The organism is Mesorhizobium sp. M0244, assembly GCF_040321795.1.
In the GTDB taxonomy this organism is placed as follows: Bacteria; Pseudomonadota; Alphaproteobacteria; order Rhizobiales; family Rhizobiaceae; genus Mesorhizobium.
The window spans coordinates 13,802-32,526 of record NZ_JAMYSE010000071.1; the positions used below are offsets into that span (position 1 = coordinate 13,802).

Below are 18,725 nucleotides of genomic sequence, written 5' to 3' on the forward strand. Positions count from 1 at the left end.
CCATGCGCATCCTGCTGCTATCGCAGTTCTATCCTCCGGTGATCGGGGGAGAGGAGCGGCACGTCCGCAATCTCGGCGCGGCGCTGGCGCAGCGGGGCCATCATGTCAGCGTCGGCACCTTGATGCATCCCGGATCGCCCGAAACCGAGCTGGACGGCGCGGTCCGCGTGCATCGCCTGCGCGGGACGCTCCAGCGTCTGTCGGGCCTCCACACCGATCCCGAGCGCCGCCATGCACCGCCCTTTCCGGATCCCGAACTTGTGCTTGCCCTGAAGCGGCTGGTCGCCCGGGAGGAACCGGACATCGTCCACGCCCATAACTGGATCTACGCCTCCTTCCTGCCGCTCAAAGGTCTGAGTGGGGCACGCCTCGTGGTTACGCTCCACGACTACGGCCTTGTCTGCGCCAAGAAGAACTTCATGCACTTGGGCACCCATCTCTGCAGTGGCCCGGCGCCGGGCAAGTGCCTGCCCTGCGCCACAGGGCATTACGGGGCCGTGAAGGCAGCCGCGACCACCTTGGGCAACTGGGCGTCGAGCTTCGCCGCTCGGCGCGTTGTGGACCGCTTCATCGCGGTGAGCCACGCGGTGGCCCGTCACACCGGCCTCACCCAAGGCCGCGCCCCCTACGAGGTCATCCCCAACTTCGTGCCCGACGATGTCGGGGTGCTTGGCCCGGAAGATCCCTGCCTGCGGGAGCTACCCGGGCATGGATTCATCCTGTTCGTCGGTGACATGATGCGTCTCAAGGGCATTGACGTTCTCCTGCAAGCCTATGCCGGTCTGGAGCGGGCGCCGCAGCTGGTCCTGGTCGGGCGCCGGGTCGCCGATACGCCAACCGAATTTCCGCCGAACGTCCGAGTCTTCGGTACGTGGCCGCATTCCGCCATCATGCATGCCTGGCGGCGCTCACTGTTCGGCGTGCTGCCGTCGGTCGGGCCCGAAGCCTGCGCGACGGTCATCATGGAAGCGATGGCGTCCGGGAAGGCAGTCGTCGCAACCGACGTCGGCGGCATGTCGGATCTCGTCGATCATGGCCAGACAGGGCTTCTCGTGCCGCCCGGTGACGCACACGCCCTCGCTCACGCAATGCAGACACTTCTGGAGGACCGCGCCTTGCTGGCCCGCCTGGAGGCGACAAGCCTCGCCAGGGTTGGACGCCTCAAGGCCGGAGCGGTCGTGACCCGGATCGAGCAGGTCTACCGGGACGTCCTGCGCCCAGCCGCCAGCAGGTCCGCGGTGCCGGCGCACCAAGGTTCGGGAGGGCGATCGTGCCGGTAGACCTCGCCGGGACGGCCATTATGCGCGTGCGCCGGGCGCTTCGAAAGAGCGCCACGCTCGTCATGAATTCCGGAGCTCTGGCGATCGGAACGGTGGCAACGGCCGGTCTTGGATTTGTCTATTGGTGGCTCGCCGCCCGGCTGTTTCCGCCGGAGGTGATCGGCAAGGCCTCCGCCCTCGTATCCGTGATGGCCCTCGTCGGTGTGCTGGGGGAGGCCGGGCTCGGGACCTTGCTGATGGGCGAGATCGTCCGGCATCCCGGCAAGGAGCCCGGCCTCGCGGCCGCAGCAGCGTCCGTCGGGGTGGCGCTTGCGGTCGGCCTGGCCTTGTTGTTTGTCTTCGGGGAGGCGTACCTCAACAGCTCGACCGGGCCGATCGGCGGTTGGCTCTTGGGCGCTGCGTTCGTCCTCGGCTGCGGCCTGACTGGTCTCAGCATCGTGGCCGATCAGGCGTTCGTCGGCACTCTGCACAGCAGCCGCAGAATGATCCGGCAAGTGCTGTTTTCCACGTTCAAGCTGATGCTGATCGCCGCCGCCGCGGCCGCCGGCTACGCCTCCACTGCCACGATTCTTCTGACCTGGGTGGTCGGCCTGCTGGCGTCCTGGATCGGCGTCGATCTCTTGACCCGGGGCGGCGCGCGTCGCCTCGTTGGGCCCCCCGAGTTCCGGCTGCTGCATACGCTCCGACGCAAGGCGTTCGACCACTACGCGCTCGATGTCGCCTTGCAGGCCCCGTGCGTCATCATGCCCTACCTTGTGCTGGTTCTGCTGTCGCCGACCACCAATGCCGCCTTCGTGGCATTGTGGATGCTGGTCTCCATGGCCTCGTTGATACCCGCAGCCATGGCCACGGTGCTGTTCCCCGTGGTCAGAGCAAGCCCGAAACAATCCAGGCACGATATCCTTTTGTCGCTGACGGCGTCATTGCTCTTCTCGCTGGTCTGCGCCGCCTTTGTCTTCACCTTTTCGCAGGAGATCCTTGCGGTCTTCAATCCAGCCTATCCGGAGATCGCCGGTTCGAGCCTGCGCTTCCTCGGCTTCAGCCTGCTGGGATCGACGCTCAAATTTCATGCCTGCACGCTGGCGCGGCTGGGCGACAGGATGCGCAAGGCATCTCGCTGGTTCGCGCTGGGCGGATTTCTGGAGCTGTGCCTCGCGATCGCGGGGGCGAAGCTTGGCGGACTTCAAGGCCTGGTCCTGGGCTGGACGCTCGCCGTCAGCATCGAGGGGTTGTGCGCGGCCCTGACTTTGGCCTTCGCAATAAAACTTGATTCTGCCGCCGGCCCTGTGCACGAAGAACCGCGCCCCTCGCCGCTCCAGACTTGAGATGTCGTCCATGGCGGCCATAATGCGTTTGGAGGCGATGCGGATGTGGCGGCCATCTGGACGGAACTGAGCTGGCGCACCGGAACAAAAAGGCCGTTGACCGCCAGATTCGCGGCGCTTCGCATCCGCATTGCCGACGGGCCGCTTCGGCCTCGACCACTTAGAGAGCCGCTCCTGGCAGGGCCTGCATCGACACGCGCTCATGACGATGATCGCTTATGCTTTCCTCCAGCGCCGCCGCCTGAGAGCGGTGTGGAGGAAAAAGAACAGCCAAAGGACCCCCCTCAGCCAACCCTACCCGCCGTGCGAAGAGCCCTTCACGCAGCCCGCCTACAATCAACGCCGGAGCGATGTCCTCACTGCCGCATTGGCTCACGACATCGACGCGACCACCTCCAGCATCACCTCCGTCGCGCCGCCGCCGATGGATAGGACGCGGGCGTCACGCGCTAGGCGCTCGATCGGGCTCTCGCGCATGAGGCCCATAGCGCCGTGGAACTGCACGCACGTATACGTGACCTCGTTGACGAGTTCGCCGCAGATGGCCTTCACCATCGAAACCTCGCGCAGGCAATCTTCGTCCGCCGCCATGCGCCAAGCGGTGGCATAGAGAAACTGGCGGCCTGCCTCCACCTTCGCAGAGAGCATAGCAAGACGTTCACGGATCGCCTGCATGTCCCATAGGACGCCCCCGAATGCGCGGCGAGCTTTCACCCAGGCGAGGGTCATATCGATCGCCGCCTCGGCCGCCCCTATCGCCATGCCGGCGAGCACAAGGCGCTCGTTCTGGAAGTTGCGCATGATGGAGTAGAAGCCCTGTCCCTCCCCGCCGAGCACGTTCTCGGCGGGGATACGGCAACCGTCGAAGACGAGCTCCGCCGTATCGGAGGAGCGCCAGCCGTGCTTGTCCAGCTCGCGGGCGACGCTGAAGCCTGGCGTGCCCTTCTCGACGAGGAACATCGTGATCCCGTGGCTTCCTGCCGAGGGATCGGTCTTGGCGGCGACGCAGTAGAGATCCGCGTGGACGCCATTCGTGATGTAGAGCTTCGTGCCGTCGAGGACGTAAGAGTCGCCCTCTCGGCGGGCGCGCGTGCGGATGGCCTTCACGTCCGAGCCCGCATCCGGCTCCGTGATGGCGACCGCGGTGATCACCTCGCCGCTGATAATGCCCGGCATCCAGCGGGCGCGCTGGGCTTTGGTCCCGTCGTGAAAGACATGCACGGAAGCCATGTCGGTATGGACCAGCGTCGCGCTTGCGACGCCGCCATAGGTCGAGCGCCCGAGCTCCTCGGCGAAGATGGTGGATGCGACCGCGTCCATCTCGGCACCACCGTACTCGGCCGGGTAGCGGATGCCGAAGAAGCCGAGTTCACCCATGCGGCGCAGGATCGGACGGGGAATGAACCCGTCCTCCTCCCAGCGATCCGCACGGGGCTTGATCTCCTCCTCGACGAACCGGCGCACCTGGTCGCGTAAGAGCTCATACTCCCCCGCCGCCCAAGGCAGCCCCGGTCCTCGCGCCGGTACCCAAGCTTTGTCCATCATCTTCATCCGCTCTGCTATGCAGTCCAACGCAAAAGCTTCCGTCCGGATTGGTACCCCAAGGCCATTCGGAGGCCTTCCGGTAAGCTAGAGTTCGATTTCCTCTCTCGGTCCTTCCGAGACTGAAGGGGCTCTGGAATCGGCCACCCAGAGCATTCCGTCGATCACTTCCGCCAGTCCGGCCACTGTCGGGCGCTCGAAGAGGTTGCGAAGCTGCACGTCGACGCCGAAGCTCCCCCGCATGCGCGACACCGCCCGCATCACCAGGAGCGAGTGCCCACCCAGGCCGAAGAAGTTGTCGTCACGGCCGATCGACTCGACCTTGAGGAGATCGCACCACAGCGCGGCCAGCGTCTTCTCGGTCTCCGTCGAGGGGGCGGCGAACTCTTGTGCAGGCTGGATGTTTTCCGCCGTCGGCTCGGGAAGCGCAGAGCGGTCGATCTTGCCGTTGGACGTGAGCGGCATCCGTTCGAGGCGAATATACTGCGTCGGAATCATGGACTCCAAGAGTTCTTCGGCGAGGTGGGTGCGCAGGTCCGCCACGGTCAGGGGTTTCGACGAGACATAGTAGGCCACAAGTCGTGCGATGCCGTCTTCGGCCGCTGGCGGTTCGACATAGCCGATTTGGGCCATAATCTCCTTGATGCGGGGTAGGTCCAGCTCGTCGTTGAGTTCGTCAATGGCTTCATCGCGGGTCTTCTGGCCGAGACGCACATCCCAGCTGTAGGGAAGGGCGTAGTTGTGATGTCCCCGCTGCTTCTTATGAACGTAGATGCCGACATCGTTGATGAGGCAGTTCGTGGAGCGTCCTGTATCCGCAGGCCGATCCCATCCCGCCTGCGTCTTCAGGAAGTCGAGCATGTCCTCCAGAGGGACGCTCCAGTAGCGGTAGAAGTCGATGAACTTCACTTCCTCGAATACTGAGTCGTTCCGGAAGGCATCCACGTCGAGATAGCGCGACACAGCATCCTCGCGGCGGTGATACTCCTTGCGCGCCTCGGCGATGAGCGCGTCCAGACGGGCCGGATCGTAGTCGTCCCGCTTGAAGACCTCCTCGGTCAGGCGCGTCTCAAAGAACTGGCCGCGGGACAACCCAGTCACGATGTACCCGATCCCTCGTTCGCGGGCGACGTTCGTGGCCAGGGTGTAGATCGTCTTGAAGCAGCCGTTGCAGACGTTCGCGAAGCGTTTCAGGCTGTCGACGAAGATCTCGTTCATATGCGGCGTGCTTCCCCAGTGGTGATCCACGCCGAGGGAATTCACGAGCCGCCTGATATTGGCCTTGGCTCCTTCCGAAATGAAACCGTTGTCGAGGGTGAAGGTAAGCGGCTTCACCCCCATGGCGACGAGCTTGCACAGCATAAAACTGCTGTCTTTGCCGCCGCTCAACAGCACGATGCAGTCGTAAGGTCCCCTCCGGTTAGCCTGCATCTCCGCGATGAGAACCTGGAGGTCATCCGATGTCTTGAAATAGGTCTGCGCCTTGTCGACATAGGTGTCGAAGGCCCGGCATAGATTGCAGACGCCTGCCGCATTGAACGTCGTGCCGGGCAGGCCGGACGCAACACCGCACCGTTCGCAATAACGCACTTGTACCGCTGGTTTCGCCACCGAGGTGGCGATGGCAGCGACAGCGCATTCCTGAACGTGCGGGTGCTGCAGAAGCCGGGCTTCGATCTCGCCCAGCTCGACACGCGCGCCACCAACCTTCACCTGATGATCTGCGCGGCCGAGAAAGTCCAGGCGCCTTTCCGAGTTCCAGCGGGCGAGATCGCCCGTCTTGTACAGCCGCAGCTTCGAAAACCCATCTCGGGGATCGATGGCCGTGAGGAAACGCTCGTCGGTCAGGTCAGGGCGATTGAAATAGCCTCTCGCGAGACCGTCGCCGGCAATGAACATCTCACCGATGATGCCGGGGGCGGTGGGCTGATGTGCCTTGTTGAGGACGTAGATGCCCGCATTGGCGGCCGGAACGCCGATCGGCACCGATGCGGATTGATCCCGGTCGATGTCGAAACGGTGAATCATGCAGCCCACAGTGGCTTCGGTTGGTCCGTACTCGTTGTAGACCTCGATAGGATGGGGGATGGCTTTCGTGATATCGCGAGCCAACTCGGTCTTGAAGTCCTCGCCACCCACGATGAACTTGCGCAGCCTTGTGGTCTCAAGATTGCGGTCGCGGATCATCGCGAGATGCGCCGGCGTCAGCTTCATGATATCGACGGCATTGTCGTCGATGACCTTGAGCACGACCATGCTCTGGACTCCGGGATCACCAAGATAGACCACGATGCGGCCGCCGGTGATGAGTGGCGTGAAGAGCGTCGTGACGGTCAGGTCGAAGGCGAGGGATGAAAAAAGGGGCCATCCGAGACGTTCGCCGGAACTGTACACCCGAGCGGCCCACCCGATGTAGTTCACCAGATTCCTGTGCTCGATCACGACGCCCTTGGGCGTGCCGGTCGAGCCGGAGGTGAAGATGATATAGGCGGCGCCGTCCGGAGTGGCAGCGGACGGTCCGGTCGAGTCCGGCTGATTCAAAATCGACCCGAAATCGGCGTCGAGCACGAAAATGTCGGCAAGGTTCGGGGAAATGACGGATTGCAGGCGCGCCTGAGTGATCGCCACCGGCGCCCGCCCGTCGGTCCCGTTGGCAATGTCCTTCAGGATTGTTGCGAGACGCCCCTTCGGCGTTGCCGCATCCACCGGCACATAGGCTGCGCCGGACTTCAGGACGCCTAAGATCGCGACGACGACTTCAATGGAGTGCTCCATGAACACAACGGCAATCCGACCCGGCCCCACGCCGGTCGACGTCAGATGCGTGGCCATCTGGTTGGAGCGTTCGTTGAGCTGCTGGTACGTCAGCGTTGCATCGCCGAAGCGGATCGCTTCAGCGTCAGGACTACGCGTCGCCTGGTCGCGGAAGAGATCGATGATCGTCCTGTCCGACGGGTAGGGCGCTGCCGTGGCGTTGTACTCGACAACCAGCGCCTGATGATCGGCATCTTTCAGCAGGGGAAGCGCTACGCCCTCCGCCGCGATAGGAAGGACTTCATTCATGAGATATACGCTCCCCATTGCGGAAATCAAAAAATCAAATCACGTCAATCGTTCAGCTTTTTGGGTTGCCTGGCGATAAAGCTCTGCGATGGCAGGCGCGTCCGGATCCTCCAGCATAAGGGGACCGTTGCAGTCCTCGGGCCCGAAATAAAATTCGGCATGGGGCACCACTCGAAGCCACCGGTGCGGTGCTGCACCCGATCGCAGCCAGGCCTTGTTCGGAAGAAATATGCATACTCGACCAGAATACGGAGTGGGAATGTACCGCCGCAAAGCCGTGATCGCCGTCGATTTGAGTCGAGCTCTGCTCGCCAGCACCGGATCTGTCGTGACAGGCTCTTTGCTTTTGCGAACGAGGGGCACGAGGGCGCGGACGCGCTCGCCGAGATTGCGGAGGCGACTGCCGAAATATCGGAGACGGGCGCCGAATGTCGGCAGCTTCGCCATCTCTCGCAGCAACGAATCGGCGCTCCGCCTGGCAAAGAAATACAGCAGACGCGGCAATTCCTTATAGGTGGTGGGATGAAGAGGGCCAAACAGCGCTATGCAGGGGACCTCCGCTCCGCGTTGACCCAGCGTTTTCGCCAGTTCGAAAGCGGTTGCAGCGCCGGAGCAGTAACCGGCGATGACGTACGGACCGGTGGGCTGATATTCGACGATCTGGCGGGCGAAGTACTCGGCGATATCTTCGACGCGGTCCATCGGCTCGCTCTGCCCATCGAAGCCAGACGGTTGGAGTGCGTAAAACGGTTGATCGCCGCCCAGGTGCTTCGACAGGTCCGAGAATGAGAAGGGCGCCCCGATATGCCCGGGTACGGCGTAAATGGGCGTGCGTGTTCCGCGAGACTGCAGGGGAATGATTGCCGGCTGTTGCCGGGCCGCCGCCGTGGCCATATTCAGAAACGCGATGATCTCGCCCTTCCGGTCCCGCAACTGGTCGCGAAACTCCGCCGTCAGTGCGCCAGCTGGGGCGTTGCACCGCAGCCGGTCGCCCTCTACCCAGACCTTGATGTCCTTGACCGCGAGGTCTGCGAGAAGCTCCGGGAACTGCATCACTTCCGCCGACATAGGCCTTCCGATCACTTTCTTCCTGATTCACGACGGAGCCGAAGTGGTTCCCGCGTCCCAGTTCCTCCAGCACGACGGTTTCATCGATGAAACCGCCGCTCTTTCTCCATACGCCTGGGACATGTCAGTGAAGCGCTGTCCCGTGTTCTCAACCGCGACCCACCGCGAAGTGTGGGAAACAAGTCCGGTTCGAATGAACTTGCGTGCAGTCCAATGGAATTGGTTGAGCTCCTCGTTTATCCGCAGTGCATCGTAAGTGAATTATGGCATCGCGGGCACTTCAATTCCGGACTACCACTCAATTCCGGACTACCACGGTCCCGATGTAGCCAGCTTTCGGTACGAACCTACGGACAGCCCATTCCCTTTCATCCCAAGAAAGGGGCTGTCCTAAGCCGCACCCCAGGGCCTTAGAGATAGCCTCCAGCCGGGTCCAGCGCCGGAGGAAGCCTTCCAGCCGGTCTTCCGGACCAAGGGCGGTGTAGGACCCATACTCGGAGGCGGAAAAGCAATGCGCTGCGATCTCGTCCGCTTCGGGCACAGGGAGAACTGCCTCGATGTCCACCCCGACCTCCTGCCTGGTCGAGAGGGCGACGACCGCCACATCTCCGGATCGCGAGACGCTGAAGCGCAAATCGCGAGCAGGCATGCGGTGCGAGAGGTGGGGTTTGCCTAGGCGTCCATATTCCAGTTCGACGTCGGACGGCGAGATTCCCAGTTTGGAGGCGAGGACCCGACGCAGCTGCCCACGGCTAGCGACATAGCGGCGGCGGTCCGGCTCCAGTCTCAACCCCTCGGCGCGCCGACGTTCCTCTTCGTTGAGGCAAACGCCTATCTCGCGGATGACGTTCTGCTCCGCATCGAGCATGAATGCCAGGACCTCCAAACCATCATTCTCGAGAACCGGCATTATGATCCCGGGTCTCAGCTCGACTTTATCCAAAAAGTTTGGAGGGGGCGGTGCCGGCTCCGCAAGAGGCTGACTGACGCCGAATCTGACGGGTCGAATTAATCGATGTCCCGAGACAGCATGAAAATTCCAGCTCGCGCCCAATGCGCCATGGCGATCGTCCCCGCCCGCGCCAGAAAATTGGATCAAGTCGAACTCAGGGCAGCAGTCAGAAGTCATACGTGGATTCCGATCGCTGGGAGCGCTCATGCGCAGAAGTGCAATTCTTTCTAATGAACGGCAGCGCCATTCGTGCGGATTTCCCTGATGGAACAACCACGTAAGGACGAAAGCAAGGAGCGCCTGGTGGATATTTTGATGTATGGATGGGCTACATCAAAAGAACCAGACATGCTGCTGCTCGCAAGGGGTCTGGTGGAGGCGAAACTGCCAAATTTTTGTTGCCGGATTGACAATGAACTGGCGCTCGAATGATCTCCTGCTCTGACGAGCAAGGCTGCTGCGCCGGGTTTTGCCTAAGAGCAGTTACCTGGATGCGGAATTAGATCAGATCAAAGCAATCTCCGCGCCTTCGCTTGTGCGGCCGAGTGACCGCCTGGCGATGGGCTTTTGCTGCTGGACGACGGAAGCCTCCCGGCCTGTCCGCGAGGCCTTTATGCCTTATGGAAGACTTGGTTACTGGGGACGACGCGATAGCGCCGTCGTAAAGATCCAATTCGGATTACCTCTTTTGAGTAATTGATCGGTTCTCAATAGGTCCGCATCGCCAGTCCCGTTCGAACATCGCCGATTCGGCTTGGTTCCACAGCGGTCCCGGCTGGCGTCCTGCTCGGCGGTGGAGGCACGCGGAGAGAGGCGGGCGAGGCGGGCGGCGATCTCGACCGTCTTTCCGACGAGCTTGGATTCGGCCGCCGCGGGCGACGCGCGCCAGTCCCGCATTGTGGGCGTTGCGCAGCCGCCCGGGGGACGATCATGTCGATCGGTGCCCGATCATCTCCGCAAGGTCCCAGCCAAACAGCGCGCCGGCCGCATGGTTGGCGAACCGGATGACGCCGTGGACGTCGATGGTGAGGATCGCAAGCTCCGTGGCGCCGGCAAAGCCCATCATCGTCCCGCGGGCGATCTCGCTGCGGCGCAGCTCCAGCTGCTGCATCACGAGCGCCGCGGCCGCTGCGGTGAACCTCGCCCTGCCGGCGGCGGATCAGGTGGACCAAGGGTACTCCTGCAGGGCAGAAGGGGGCCGAAAGGCCCTTATTCAACGACTTAATATGGTGGCTACGCGGCTACTTGTAATCTATGGCTCCAGCGGTAGGAGTCGAACCTACAAGCCTTTCGGCGTCGCATTAACGGTGCGGTGCGTCTACCAATTCCGCCACGCTGAAACATAGATTAGAGAGCCCGCCGCGCGAACTGGTGCTCTGATCCCGAATTGAACGGAATACGCGCTGTACTTATCCGGCACTACCGATAGTCCAAAGTGGCCAGCACCGACGACGGTCACATCGCATAACGCAGACAAATCCAACCTCCCCTTGGTCCTCGCCTGCCGAAGGGCCGAACCCGCCGATCGATTGTCCAAGAACCTGCCCCAATACTTGATATAAAGTGGCGGCTCCGTTTTTTCGGTCGACGCTTCAAGCCGCGGCCTGCTTCATGTGAGCAGCAATGGTCCCTAGCACCCGCTTGGCACCGCGCAGCTGTGCCTCGATGCGGCGCTCTGGACTGTCTCTGCCTATTGCGATCCACTTCATGGGATGCTCCGCATTAGCCAGGTGGGACTTGTGCCCGGCGAAGCCTGCCAGAAAATCGTAGCCGCACTCCCCGCGTCCGATGCTGTCCTCAATAGCCAGCACATGGCTGATAAGCCCAGGCTTGAGCCGGCCATCGCGCTCATAAAGAAAGCCGCTTTGATAGTTGAGAACACGGCCGTCATACACGAAATTGTACAGGACCCCAACTGTCTGGTCCCCGGCCAACGTCCGTGAGATGCGGACGGTCCCCGTGGGAACGCCGCGCGTAATGAGCTCCTCGTGAAATCGACGGAAGCTCGGGTTGGCAAAGGCTCCCCTGCGTCCCCATCGCGCCTGATGAAGCTCGGCGAGCAAATCAAACGCGGCGAGCGCCTCCGATGTCACTTCGACAGTCCGGAACGCAATGGGGCCGCGTTCCGCATATAACCGCATGGCACGGCTTACCGCTTGGCGAGTATTGCGGCCCAATGTGGCGCGGTAATTTGCGCCTTTCTGGCGGACTTTGGCGAAATCGATCCACCGTGCCGTATCTTCTGCTTTCACCTCGGTCAGGAGCCCGGCCCGGCCCGCGGTGCGACAAGCGGCCGACTCGAAGTCCGGATCAATTCCGGAGAGCACCAGTTGGTCAGAGCGGCGCAAGTGATGCGCCAAGGCATCGACGCATGCCACTCGAGTGGCATCGGCCAGGGATCGCTCCGCAAGAATATCGTTGTACTCGATGAACAATCGATCGAATCGAACATCTCCGGTTTCATTGAGCAGCCAACGCGCCCGCGCATGCCGCCCGAAACTCCACGCCCTCCGCCGGCAAATAATCGCCAACCCAACGATCCTGCTTGACGTCCGAGCGACTAGAACATGTGGTTGCGCGCCCCCCGGCAGATGCCGCAGCCAAGTTCCGATCCAGAGCCAGGACAGATAGAATGAGTGAGTTGCTCGCGCTTCGAGCTCCCTCCAAGCGGTCTCGAGTCTCGCGATGTCCGGCAACGCCTCCACGGTAACGTCGATGACCGTATCCTGGCGCATGGCTTGTTCTACTGAAGCCACGCGATAGGGTTCCACATCGACGGCTGAGACATCAAGAGGTCCTGATATACAACCATCTTCCTGATACTTTGCGCATTGCGGCGGGAATGCCAGGAGTATCCTCGCTGCGCGCTGCTGTTCGTCCATGGAGCACTCGGGGTTTTCCTGTTTGGAGAAGACTTCATGTCGGGAGGCGCCAAAAGTGAAGACCCTATTCGTGACTACTCACGGAGAGCTAGTCTGTGCCTGCTGGAGCAGTACGAGCGAGCGCTTCACACGGCCCCCTTTAGAGCGGCCCCGACCACCGAACGGAGTTCCCAGGCATTGTCTCGAACCGCGGCGGCTCGCGCTCTCATTTATAGCCGAGCAGGCGAATCCCCATCAGGTGCCGAAGAACCGAATTCGAAGTGGGTCTCGATCGCCCCCGCCAAACTCGTTGCATGACCATTTCGAGCATGATCCCAATTTTGGCAGGAACGAGCACATTAACGGCCCCATGGCCGAACAGCACAGCCTGCTTTCGAAGGCCAATCCCCGTAAACGCGCGTGACAGCTCACGATAGCTATATTCCTTCAGGTGGAATCCACATGCAACGTTGTCAAAGTATACCGAAATGTCGTGAGGACCCGTGACGGCGTTTGGAGTGATGCAATAGTAAGCACCGCCGGGTGAAAGAACACGATATACCTCAGAAAGCTGCCTTACTGCGTCATCGGGGTGGAGGTGCTCCATCAACTGATCGCTGAACATAAAATCGAGACTATCATCGGCGAAAGGTAGATGAATACCATCGATCTTGACGAATTGAAAATTGGCGGGCTTCTCTCCAGGCGGCAGTAACGCGTCAGTTACGTCGATTGCGTTTACTGATGAGCAATGATTGCACATGCTGAGGCTAAGCTTACAATCGCCAGCCCCCAATTCGCCGAAGCGCGCGCCTTTCTGGATAAGCGTTCTTAGAAGGGCGGTCTGAAGATTGACTATACGATCGTCTCTGTATTCATTCCTATTTTGGGGATGATCTTCGAGGGAAGTGAAAAGCTTGCCGTACACTTCAGCATAGAGGCTGAGCCGAGCGTCTTGATCTGAATTCAGCAGCTGAGCAGCCAGAGCTTTCTCGATTTGATAGTGCGCAAATATCCGCTCGGGCGTGCGCGCGTCGTGACAAAATTCCGAAATCTTTGACCAATCCCGCTTGATGGGCACCTGTATCGCGTTCGATGTCATCTCACTGCACCTTTGTCAGTGATCCGAACTCCTGAGCGGAGGCGGACATGCTCGTTCATAAAGCGGTTCAGGCTGTCGGCGACGGCGAGTGGTCGTTTCGCTTCCCACTTCGTCCCGACGAGTTCATCTACGCAGGCCAGCCATGCAGACCAATCTCCTTGCCGGGCATCAATTCGGACCGATCCTACTCCCTCACCACGCGGGAAGGCTCGACATCGTTGGGGTTCGACGCGGCCGGCCAGCTCTCGCCGGTCGGCGACGAGGTCGGGACCGGCGAACCGGCCGGCTCTCTTGGCTCGCTTTCGCCCACGATGATGTTGACGAGGTCGCCTGGCCGCAACAGGGTCATCCCGACGGACTCGATGCTGACCGGCCCGGCTGCCGATTGCCGCACGATTTGATAGGTTGCGCTGTTCGCGTCCTTAGCAAACTGGACGGGGGTCATCGGCAACGTGTACAGGACGCCTTCGCTGGCGTTCAACTCGCGCACATTGGCCGCGATCTGGCTCTCCGTGGTCTCGATCTCAATCTCCAGATCGTTCCTGAGGTCGGCCCGGGTCCGCAACACGTCAGACTCCAGCGAAGCGAGGCGCTGCTTGGCGCTTGCGTACTGGTTAAGGGCGTCCTGCCGACGCTGTTCCGCGTCGGACAACTCACTCTGGATCTGATCCATCACCGTCATGCTGAGAACTTTGCGGTCCACGAGCGTGCGCATGCTGTTGACGCGCTCCTGGCGCAGCTTGACGAGTTCGTCGAGCGACTTCATGCGCCCATAAGCGACAACATCCTGCTTAGCCGCCTCGAGCGCACGCAGGTTCGCGCGCTCGCGATCCTTGCGGGCCGTGGCGACGGCCTTGCGCCGCTCGCTCTGCTCGTTGACGAGGTTGGCAGCTTCGGTCGCGCCGGCCAGTTCCAGCAACTGGCGCGGGATAATGGGTGCCGTACCGTCGCGTTCGGCCTTCAGCACCGCCGTGCGCGCGAGCAACTTCAACATGGCATCGATCGCCCCGCTCCGCTTCTGGGTCTCACGCACGGCTTCGATCTTCTGCCACGGCTCGCTCTCGGCCCGGTCGAGTCCGCCGGCCAGCGCGATCGCGTGCAGGATCGTCATGCCGGCCGCGTACTTGAACGAGCCTGGATTCTTGACCGGCCCCAGCACGTAAATGGGCGGGCGCTCCAGCGGCAGGATGTTGACCAGTCCCTCGCGGCCCAGCAGTTGATTGAAGGTTTCCACCAGGTCGGCCTGTACCTGTTGCGTCGACCGGTTGGCGACCGGAATGGAGCCAAGCAAGGGCACGGAAATCGTGCCGTCCTCTTGGACAATATATTCGCCGCTCAGTTCCGGACGCTGCAGGATGCCGCGCAAGGCCGAGGACGCGCCCCCCCACTTGTCTTCCTCGACGTCGACGCGCTCGTAGAATGCGACCTTGAGGCGGTCGCCGACGCCAAACAGGGCTCCGGTTGGCATGCCTGGCGCCTTGCTGAGGGATTTGGGGCGCTCGGCACTGGTGGGGACGGCAGGGACGACGCTCCGCTCGACCGACGCCGCGGCCGATGCATCCGGTCCCGTGGTGAGGGTTTGGGGGGGCTCGGCACTGGTGGGGACCGCAGGGACGGCGCTCCGTTCGACGAACGTCGCGGCCGACGCATCCGGTCCCGACACGATCGCACGGGAGGGTTCGGCCGTGGCGTGGCCCGGCTGCTCTTGCCAGCTATCGATAGCAGCAGACACCTTCTGCACCACGGCTCCGGAGACATCCTCGACCCTCTGCACCACGGCTTCGGAGACATCCTCGACCCTCTGCACCACGGCTTCGGAGACATCCTGGACCCTCGGCACCACGGTTCCGGAGGCGTCCTTGACCTTCTGCACCACGGCTGCGGAGGCGTCCTTGACCTTCTGCACCACGGCTGCGGAGGCATCTTCGACCTTCTGCAGCACGGCTGCGGAGGCATCTTCGACCTTCTCCATTACGGCTCCGGAGGCATCCTCGACCTTCTGCATCATGGCCGCGGAGGCATCCTCGACCTTCTCCATTACGGCTCTGGAAACAACCTCGATGGGCTCCCAGTTTCTAACCGCTCCCGCTCCCAGGACGGCGACCCCGAAGACCCCCAAGACAAGCAGGACCGCCTTCATTCCCCTGCGGCGGGCCGCCTGTGATGAGGGAGTGACGGGCTCGGAATTGTATTTTGCATCCATGGCCATGGCGCGTGGCTTTCACTTTCAATGGTGGCCAGCCCGTCCCGAAGTGGCGAGCATCGGTCGAAACGAGGAAGGCTCTGCCTTATCGTGACCCTTCACCGCTAGCGGCACAACTATCCCTTTGTAGGCACTCCTTCTGGATAGACACCCCCTCCGGCGAACTCGTCCAATGAGCAGATTGCTGCGCTGAAGGAGAACCTCTTTGATAGCAAACGGGACAAAGGCGATCGAGCGCAACGAAGAGCCGGAAATAGTGGTCCGACGCAGCGTCTCGAACCCCCTGCGGCCCCAATATGCATTCGTAGAATGGCTGGCCGTCTCCAACTTCGTCGTCCAGGCCCTGGAGAAACGAGTCGATCACGATCTCCGGCTCCGATCATTCTGCTACGTCGATGACCTGATCGACGGCTTGACTCGCCTGATGAATGAAGAGGCGACCTCGACGAGGCCGTCAACCTTGGCAATCCTACCGAGGTAGCAATAGCAGAACTGGCCCGCCTCACTCATTTCTCTCGCCGGATCTCACCAGGATCGAATTCCGGCCCCTGCCAAAGGACTTCCCCGGCAGTGCTGCCCCGATATGGGCCGCCCCAGGGGCCGCGCCAGGCAACTCCTCTATTGCTCACCGCAGGTGCAACGCAAGGAGCGGCTCGGCAGACCATCGCCCATTTCGATGCCCGGAAGGCATCCGTGCTTCCGTGCTGTTGTGGGCGCTGCGCCGCATCGCGTTGGTCCACACTCAGTCGCCACTGCCAGCTGTGGCACGTTGCTCCTCAAGCTGCTGAGGCTCGGGCGCTGGTCAGGATCAGCGCGCGCCGCGTCAAGATCGCCTTCTCCTTGGCCTGTGCCGTCATCCCAAAATGGGCCGCGGCGCGGCCCCTGGGCCCGTGGTTCTCCCGCCTGACGCCGCGCCGTCCCGCGCCAGACCGGCGGCAGCGGCTACGGCCGACGGGAGATCAAGGCCCGGCAACCCTCGCGGCCCGCGCATCCGGCGCCACTATGGTGCTGGCTGCCGCCCGGAGCAGCTGAAAGCCAGGGCTCGCACCCCTCACCAAGGCCTCAGGCTTGAGAAACCGGGGTAGCCCTCGACGATGCTACCCTACGCCTAAAGAGGGTGTTCTTGTATAGGGTTTTCCTAGCGTAAGGTAACTGGTCAAAAAAGAAACTATGCGTGGAGCGCCGTGCGAGACGCGCGTACCTCAAATGCGTCAGGGGAGGCTACGATGACAACGAAATCCTTGATGACCACAAAATCTTTTATAGCAGTGCTTGTTAGCCCAAGAGAGTTACTCCGAGAGGGTCTTGTTCTAATTCTGGATGCAGCAAAGTTTCGCATTCTTTTCTCTGCGGCTTGTGTTCACGACCTTCTGCAGAAGCCGCTACCCAAGCACCGGTCCATCTTGCTCATCATGGATGTCGACGGTCGTGATGCGGATGCTGGATTCGCACAAATTGCAGAGTTTAAAGCGATTTATCCGACCAGCCATGTCGTTGCGCTAGCCGATCACTGTCGACCGCACGATATAGTTTCAGCCCTCCGTGCGGGGGCTGACGCGTATTTGACAAAAGTTGCCGCTCACGACACCTTCATCAAAGCTCTCGAATTGGTTATGCTAGGTCAGACGGTTCTACCTGCAGAAACTTCGACGTTTATTCAGGACATAAGACGTGGTCTGAATTATGATGCGGTACATGAGTTTACAAATGTGGCTGTCACAATGGAGAACGCTGATCGAGAACCGTCAATGTTGTCAAGTCGGGAAGATTGTATTATACGTTGCTTGATCGGAGGGGAGTCTAACAAAGCAATCGCGCGCAAGATTAACATCGCCGAAGCGACGGTGAAGGTGCACGTGAAGGCCATCCTTCGAAAGATTCGGGTCGGCAACCGTACCCAGGCTGCAGTTTGGGCGATGAACCATGGTATGCTCACTTCCGCTCCTGGCAATGGCCCGTCAGGGACGGAAAAGACGGCAACTCAGCCTTCTCCCCATCCGCAAGAGCTACTTGAAGCACAAAAGGAGTACCACCTTCTCAAGAACACTCATCCGATGTGACCGCCTTTTTTACTATCCATTTTGAAGTTGAGGGATTCATCCAAGTGGGCAAGACCAAAATTGCTCCTGGATTTTCGTTCACGAAAGCCCGGATCGGAACGGTCGAGGGCGGAGAATCCGGGGTTCTGGTGTGGAAATCGGACCAACTGGTCGCGGTCCTTACTCAGATCGACGAGGAAGCCTACTCCACGAAGGGCAAATGGTTCCTCGAGACAGGCTTCGGGCTGCTTAGCGGGCAGCACAAGAATTTCGATACGATCGAAGACGCCATAAGATGGGTGGCCAGACACACTTTCCCTGACACTGCAGATGGATCGGCGGATTCTGCGGCAGGAAGTTAACCCGAATCGCGGTCAGCTTCCGAGCTGGCCGAAGTCGCGCATTTCCCTTTCCAGAGGACTGCACAACAAGATCATCGCGACGAAGCCGGGCGCTTCGGAGCACCCCGCCAAAATCCCCCTACAGCATACTATCAGGAAGCTCGGGGCAACGAACCAGACCGGGGCGGGGGCCGCTGTATCTCGGGCGGTTCCCGGATGCCATTCACTGCAACGGAGATCCGCCGACTTTCACTAGCGTCCGGACCCATAAGGGGGATGCCCGTTGGCAGCGGTTTCGTGATTCACGGTCTCCAAAGGGAGACCAACGATGAATCGCGATCATTTCTGGCTGACGGAGGAGCAGTTCGCGCGGCTCGTGGCGCTTCTGCCGACCGATACGCGCGGCGAGCCGCGGGTTGATGATCGCCGGGTCATCAGCGGCATTGGCATGTCCTGAAGTCCGGGGGTCGTTGGGTCGATGCGCCGAAGACCTACGGCCCGCGCAAGACGCTCTATAACCGCTTCGTCCGATGGGCCGCCAAGGGCGTTTGGGTCGACATCTTCCATGTCCTGGCCTCGGCTGGCGGACCGCCGGCACAGGTGCTCATCGACTCCTCCGCCGTGAAGGCGCATCGCTGCGCTTCAGGCGGCAAAAGGGGGAGCAAAATCAGGCGATCGGCCGGTCGCGCGGTAGGCGAACCACGAAGATCCATGCCCTGACCTATCGCCAATGCCGTCCAATCGCTTTCCTTCTGACCGGCGGCCAGGCCGATTGCACCGCCGCGGATTTGCTCCTGGAGCAGATGCCCAAGTGTCGATCCTACAGAACATCCCGCCGAAGGCTAACCGGCGCGGGAAAAACTGCTTCTCACCGTTCCTCTACCGCGAGCGCAACGCCATCGAGCGCATGTTCAGGCGCCTCAAGGATTTCCGCCGCATCGCCACTCGG

At 61.4% G+C, this 18,725-nt stretch carries 13 protein-coding genes, 1 tRNA gene and 2 pseudogenes; 7 read left to right on the plus strand and 9 right to left on the minus strand.

All coding sequences use genetic code 11. From position 1 onward, the window contains the following. Positions 1-2 precede the first annotated feature (2 nt). From NKJ08_RS28900 to NKJ08_RS28910, 3 genes and pseudogenes are all read left to right on the plus strand, one after another. A complete protein-coding gene (locus NKJ08_RS28900) occupies positions 3-1,280 on the plus strand; it encodes a glycosyltransferase family 4 protein (protein WP_352528480.1) in 1,278 nt (425 codons plus the stop codon). A gap of 236 nt (positions 1,281-1,516) precedes the next feature. Beyond that, a complete protein-coding gene (locus NKJ08_RS28905) occupies positions 1,517-2,605 on the plus strand; it encodes a hypothetical protein (RefSeq protein WP_352784565.1) in 1,089 nt (362 codons plus the stop codon). 51 nt (positions 2,606-2,656) lie between these two features. Continuing rightward, positions 2,657-2,970, plus strand: a pseudogene (locus NKJ08_RS28910) (hypothetical protein); the annotation flags it as partial. Positions 2,971-2,977: 7 nt separating this feature from the next. On the opposite strand, the gene NKJ08_RS28915 reads toward NKJ08_RS28910, so the two are convergent. The 4 genes from NKJ08_RS28915 to NKJ08_RS28930 form a co-directional block, all read right to left on the minus strand. Continuing rightward, complete coding sequence (locus tag NKJ08_RS28915; RefSeq protein WP_352528484.1) at positions 2,978-4,156, minus strand: acyl-CoA dehydrogenase family protein; 1,179 nt, start codon at positions 4,154-4,156, stop codon at positions 2,978-2,980. Between the two features lie 78 nt (positions 4,157-4,234). After that, the gene (locus tag NKJ08_RS28920) at positions 4,235-7,210 is read right to left on the minus strand and encodes an amino acid adenylation domain-containing protein (RefSeq protein WP_352528486.1); all 2,976 of its coding nucleotides are present in this window, start codon (positions 7,208-7,210) and stop codon (positions 4,235-4,237) included. Positions 7,211-7,249: 39 nt separating this feature from the next. Continuing rightward, positions 7,250-8,278, minus strand: coding sequence for a TubC N-terminal docking domain-related protein (locus tag NKJ08_RS28925; protein ID WP_352528488.1), 1,029 nt, complete (start codon positions 8,276-8,278; stop codon positions 7,250-7,252). A gap of 298 nt (positions 8,279-8,576) precedes the next feature. Beyond that, positions 8,577-9,188, minus strand: coding sequence for a 4'-phosphopantetheinyl transferase family protein (locus NKJ08_RS28930; RefSeq protein ID WP_352780088.1), 612 nt, complete (start codon positions 9,186-9,188; stop codon positions 8,577-8,579). A gap of 306 nt (positions 9,189-9,494) precedes the next feature. Here NKJ08_RS28930 and NKJ08_RS28935 point away from each other — a divergent pair, with 306 nt between their 5' ends. Continuing rightward, positions 9,495-9,662, plus strand: a complete 168-nt coding sequence (locus tag NKJ08_RS28935) for a hypothetical protein (RefSeq protein WP_352784570.1) — start codon at positions 9,495-9,497, stop codon at positions 9,660-9,662. Positions 9,663-10,158: 496 nt separating this feature from the next. Here the strand turns inward: NKJ08_RS28935 and NKJ08_RS28940 are convergent, their stop codons facing one another. The 5 genes from NKJ08_RS28940 to NKJ08_RS28960 form a co-directional block, all read right to left on the minus strand. Further along, positions 10,159-10,341, minus strand: a complete 183-nt coding sequence (locus NKJ08_RS28940; protein ID WP_352528494.1) for a PAS domain-containing protein — start codon at positions 10,339-10,341, stop codon at positions 10,159-10,161. Positions 10,342-10,485: 144 nt separating this feature from the next. Further along, a tRNA-Asn gene (locus NKJ08_RS28945) sits at positions 10,486-10,570 on the minus strand. A gap of 252 nt (positions 10,571-10,822) precedes the next feature. Continuing rightward, entirely contained in the window at positions 10,823-12,112 is a 1,290-nt protein-coding gene (locus NKJ08_RS28950) for a GNAT family N-acetyltransferase (protein WP_352528496.1), read from the minus strand. A 205-nt stretch (positions 12,113-12,317) separates the two neighbouring features. After that, a complete protein-coding gene (locus NKJ08_RS28955; RefSeq protein WP_352780085.1) occupies positions 12,318-13,193 on the minus strand; it encodes a class I SAM-dependent methyltransferase in 876 nt (291 codons plus the stop codon). A gap of 184 nt (positions 13,194-13,377) precedes the next feature. Continuing rightward, the gene (locus tag NKJ08_RS28960; RefSeq protein ID WP_352528500.1) at positions 13,378-15,231 is read right to left on the minus strand and encodes a polysaccharide biosynthesis/export family protein; all 1,854 of its coding nucleotides are present in this window, start codon (positions 15,229-15,231) and stop codon (positions 13,378-13,380) included. A gap of 1,391 nt (positions 15,232-16,622) precedes the next feature. Here NKJ08_RS28960 and NKJ08_RS28965 point away from each other — a divergent pair. The 3 genes and pseudogenes from NKJ08_RS28965 to NKJ08_RS28975 form a co-directional block, all read left to right on the plus strand. Then, positions 16,623-17,456 carry a LuxR C-terminal-related transcriptional regulator gene (locus NKJ08_RS28965; RefSeq protein WP_352528502.1) on the plus strand — a complete coding sequence of 278 codons (834 nt, stop codon included), beginning with the start codon at positions 16,623-16,625 and terminating at the stop codon, positions 17,454-17,456. A gap of 44 nt (positions 17,457-17,500) precedes the next feature. Continuing rightward, positions 17,501-17,797 (plus strand): hypothetical protein, encoded by a 297-nt coding sequence (locus NKJ08_RS28970; RefSeq protein ID WP_352528504.1) that lies wholly within the window; start codon positions 17,501-17,503, stop codon positions 17,795-17,797. Between the two features lie 307 nt (positions 17,798-18,104). Further along, positions 18,105-18,725 (plus strand): annotated as a pseudogene (locus tag NKJ08_RS28975) (IS5 family transposase); the annotation flags it as partial.

Excerpts from the sequence above, each read along its gene's own strand:
- NKJ08_RS28905 (WP_352784565.1), top strand. The coding sequence starts at position 1,517 with ATGGGCGAGATCGTCCGGCATCCCGGCAAGGAGCCCGGCCTCGCGGCC.
- NKJ08_RS28940 (WP_352528494.1), bottom strand. The coding sequence starts at position 10,341 with ATGCAGCAGCTGGAGCTGCGCCGCAGCGAGATCGCCCGCGGGACGATG.
- NKJ08_RS28960 (WP_352528500.1), bottom strand. The coding sequence starts at position 15,231 with ATGGAGAAGGTCGAGGATGCCTCCGCGGCCATGATGCAGAAGGTCGAG.
- NKJ08_RS28965 (WP_352528502.1), top strand. The coding sequence starts at position 16,623 with ATGACAACGAAATCCTTGATGACCACAAAATCTTTTATAGCAGTGCTT.
- NKJ08_RS28930 (WP_352780088.1), bottom strand. The coding sequence starts at position 9,188 with ATGCCGGTTCTCGAGAATGATGGTTTGGAGGTCCTGGCATTCATGCTC.
- NKJ08_RS28920 (WP_352528486.1), bottom strand. The coding sequence starts at position 7,210 with ATGAATGAAGTCCTTCCTATCGCGGCGGAGGGCGTAGCGCTTCCCCTG.
- NKJ08_RS28915 (WP_352528484.1), bottom strand. The coding sequence starts at position 4,156 with ATGAAGATGATGGACAAAGCTTGGGTACCGGCGCGAGGACCGGGGCTG.
- NKJ08_RS28900 (WP_352528480.1), top strand. The coding sequence starts at position 3 with ATGCGCATCCTGCTGCTATCGCAGTTCTATCCTCCGGTGATCGGGGGA.
- NKJ08_RS28925 (WP_352528488.1), bottom strand. The coding sequence starts at position 8,278 with ATGTCGGCGGAAGTGATGCAGTTCCCGGAGCTTCTCGCAGACCTCGCG.
- NKJ08_RS28955 (WP_352780085.1), bottom strand. The coding sequence starts at position 13,193 with ATGACATCGAACGCGATACAGGTGCCCATCAAGCGGGATTGGTCAAAG.
- NKJ08_RS28950 (WP_352528496.1), bottom strand. The coding sequence starts at position 12,112 with ATGGACGAACAGCAGCGCGCAGCGAGGATACTCCTGGCATTCCCGCCG.
- NKJ08_RS28935 (WP_352784570.1), top strand. The coding sequence starts at position 9,495 with ATGGAACAACCACGTAAGGACGAAAGCAAGGAGCGCCTGGTGGATATT.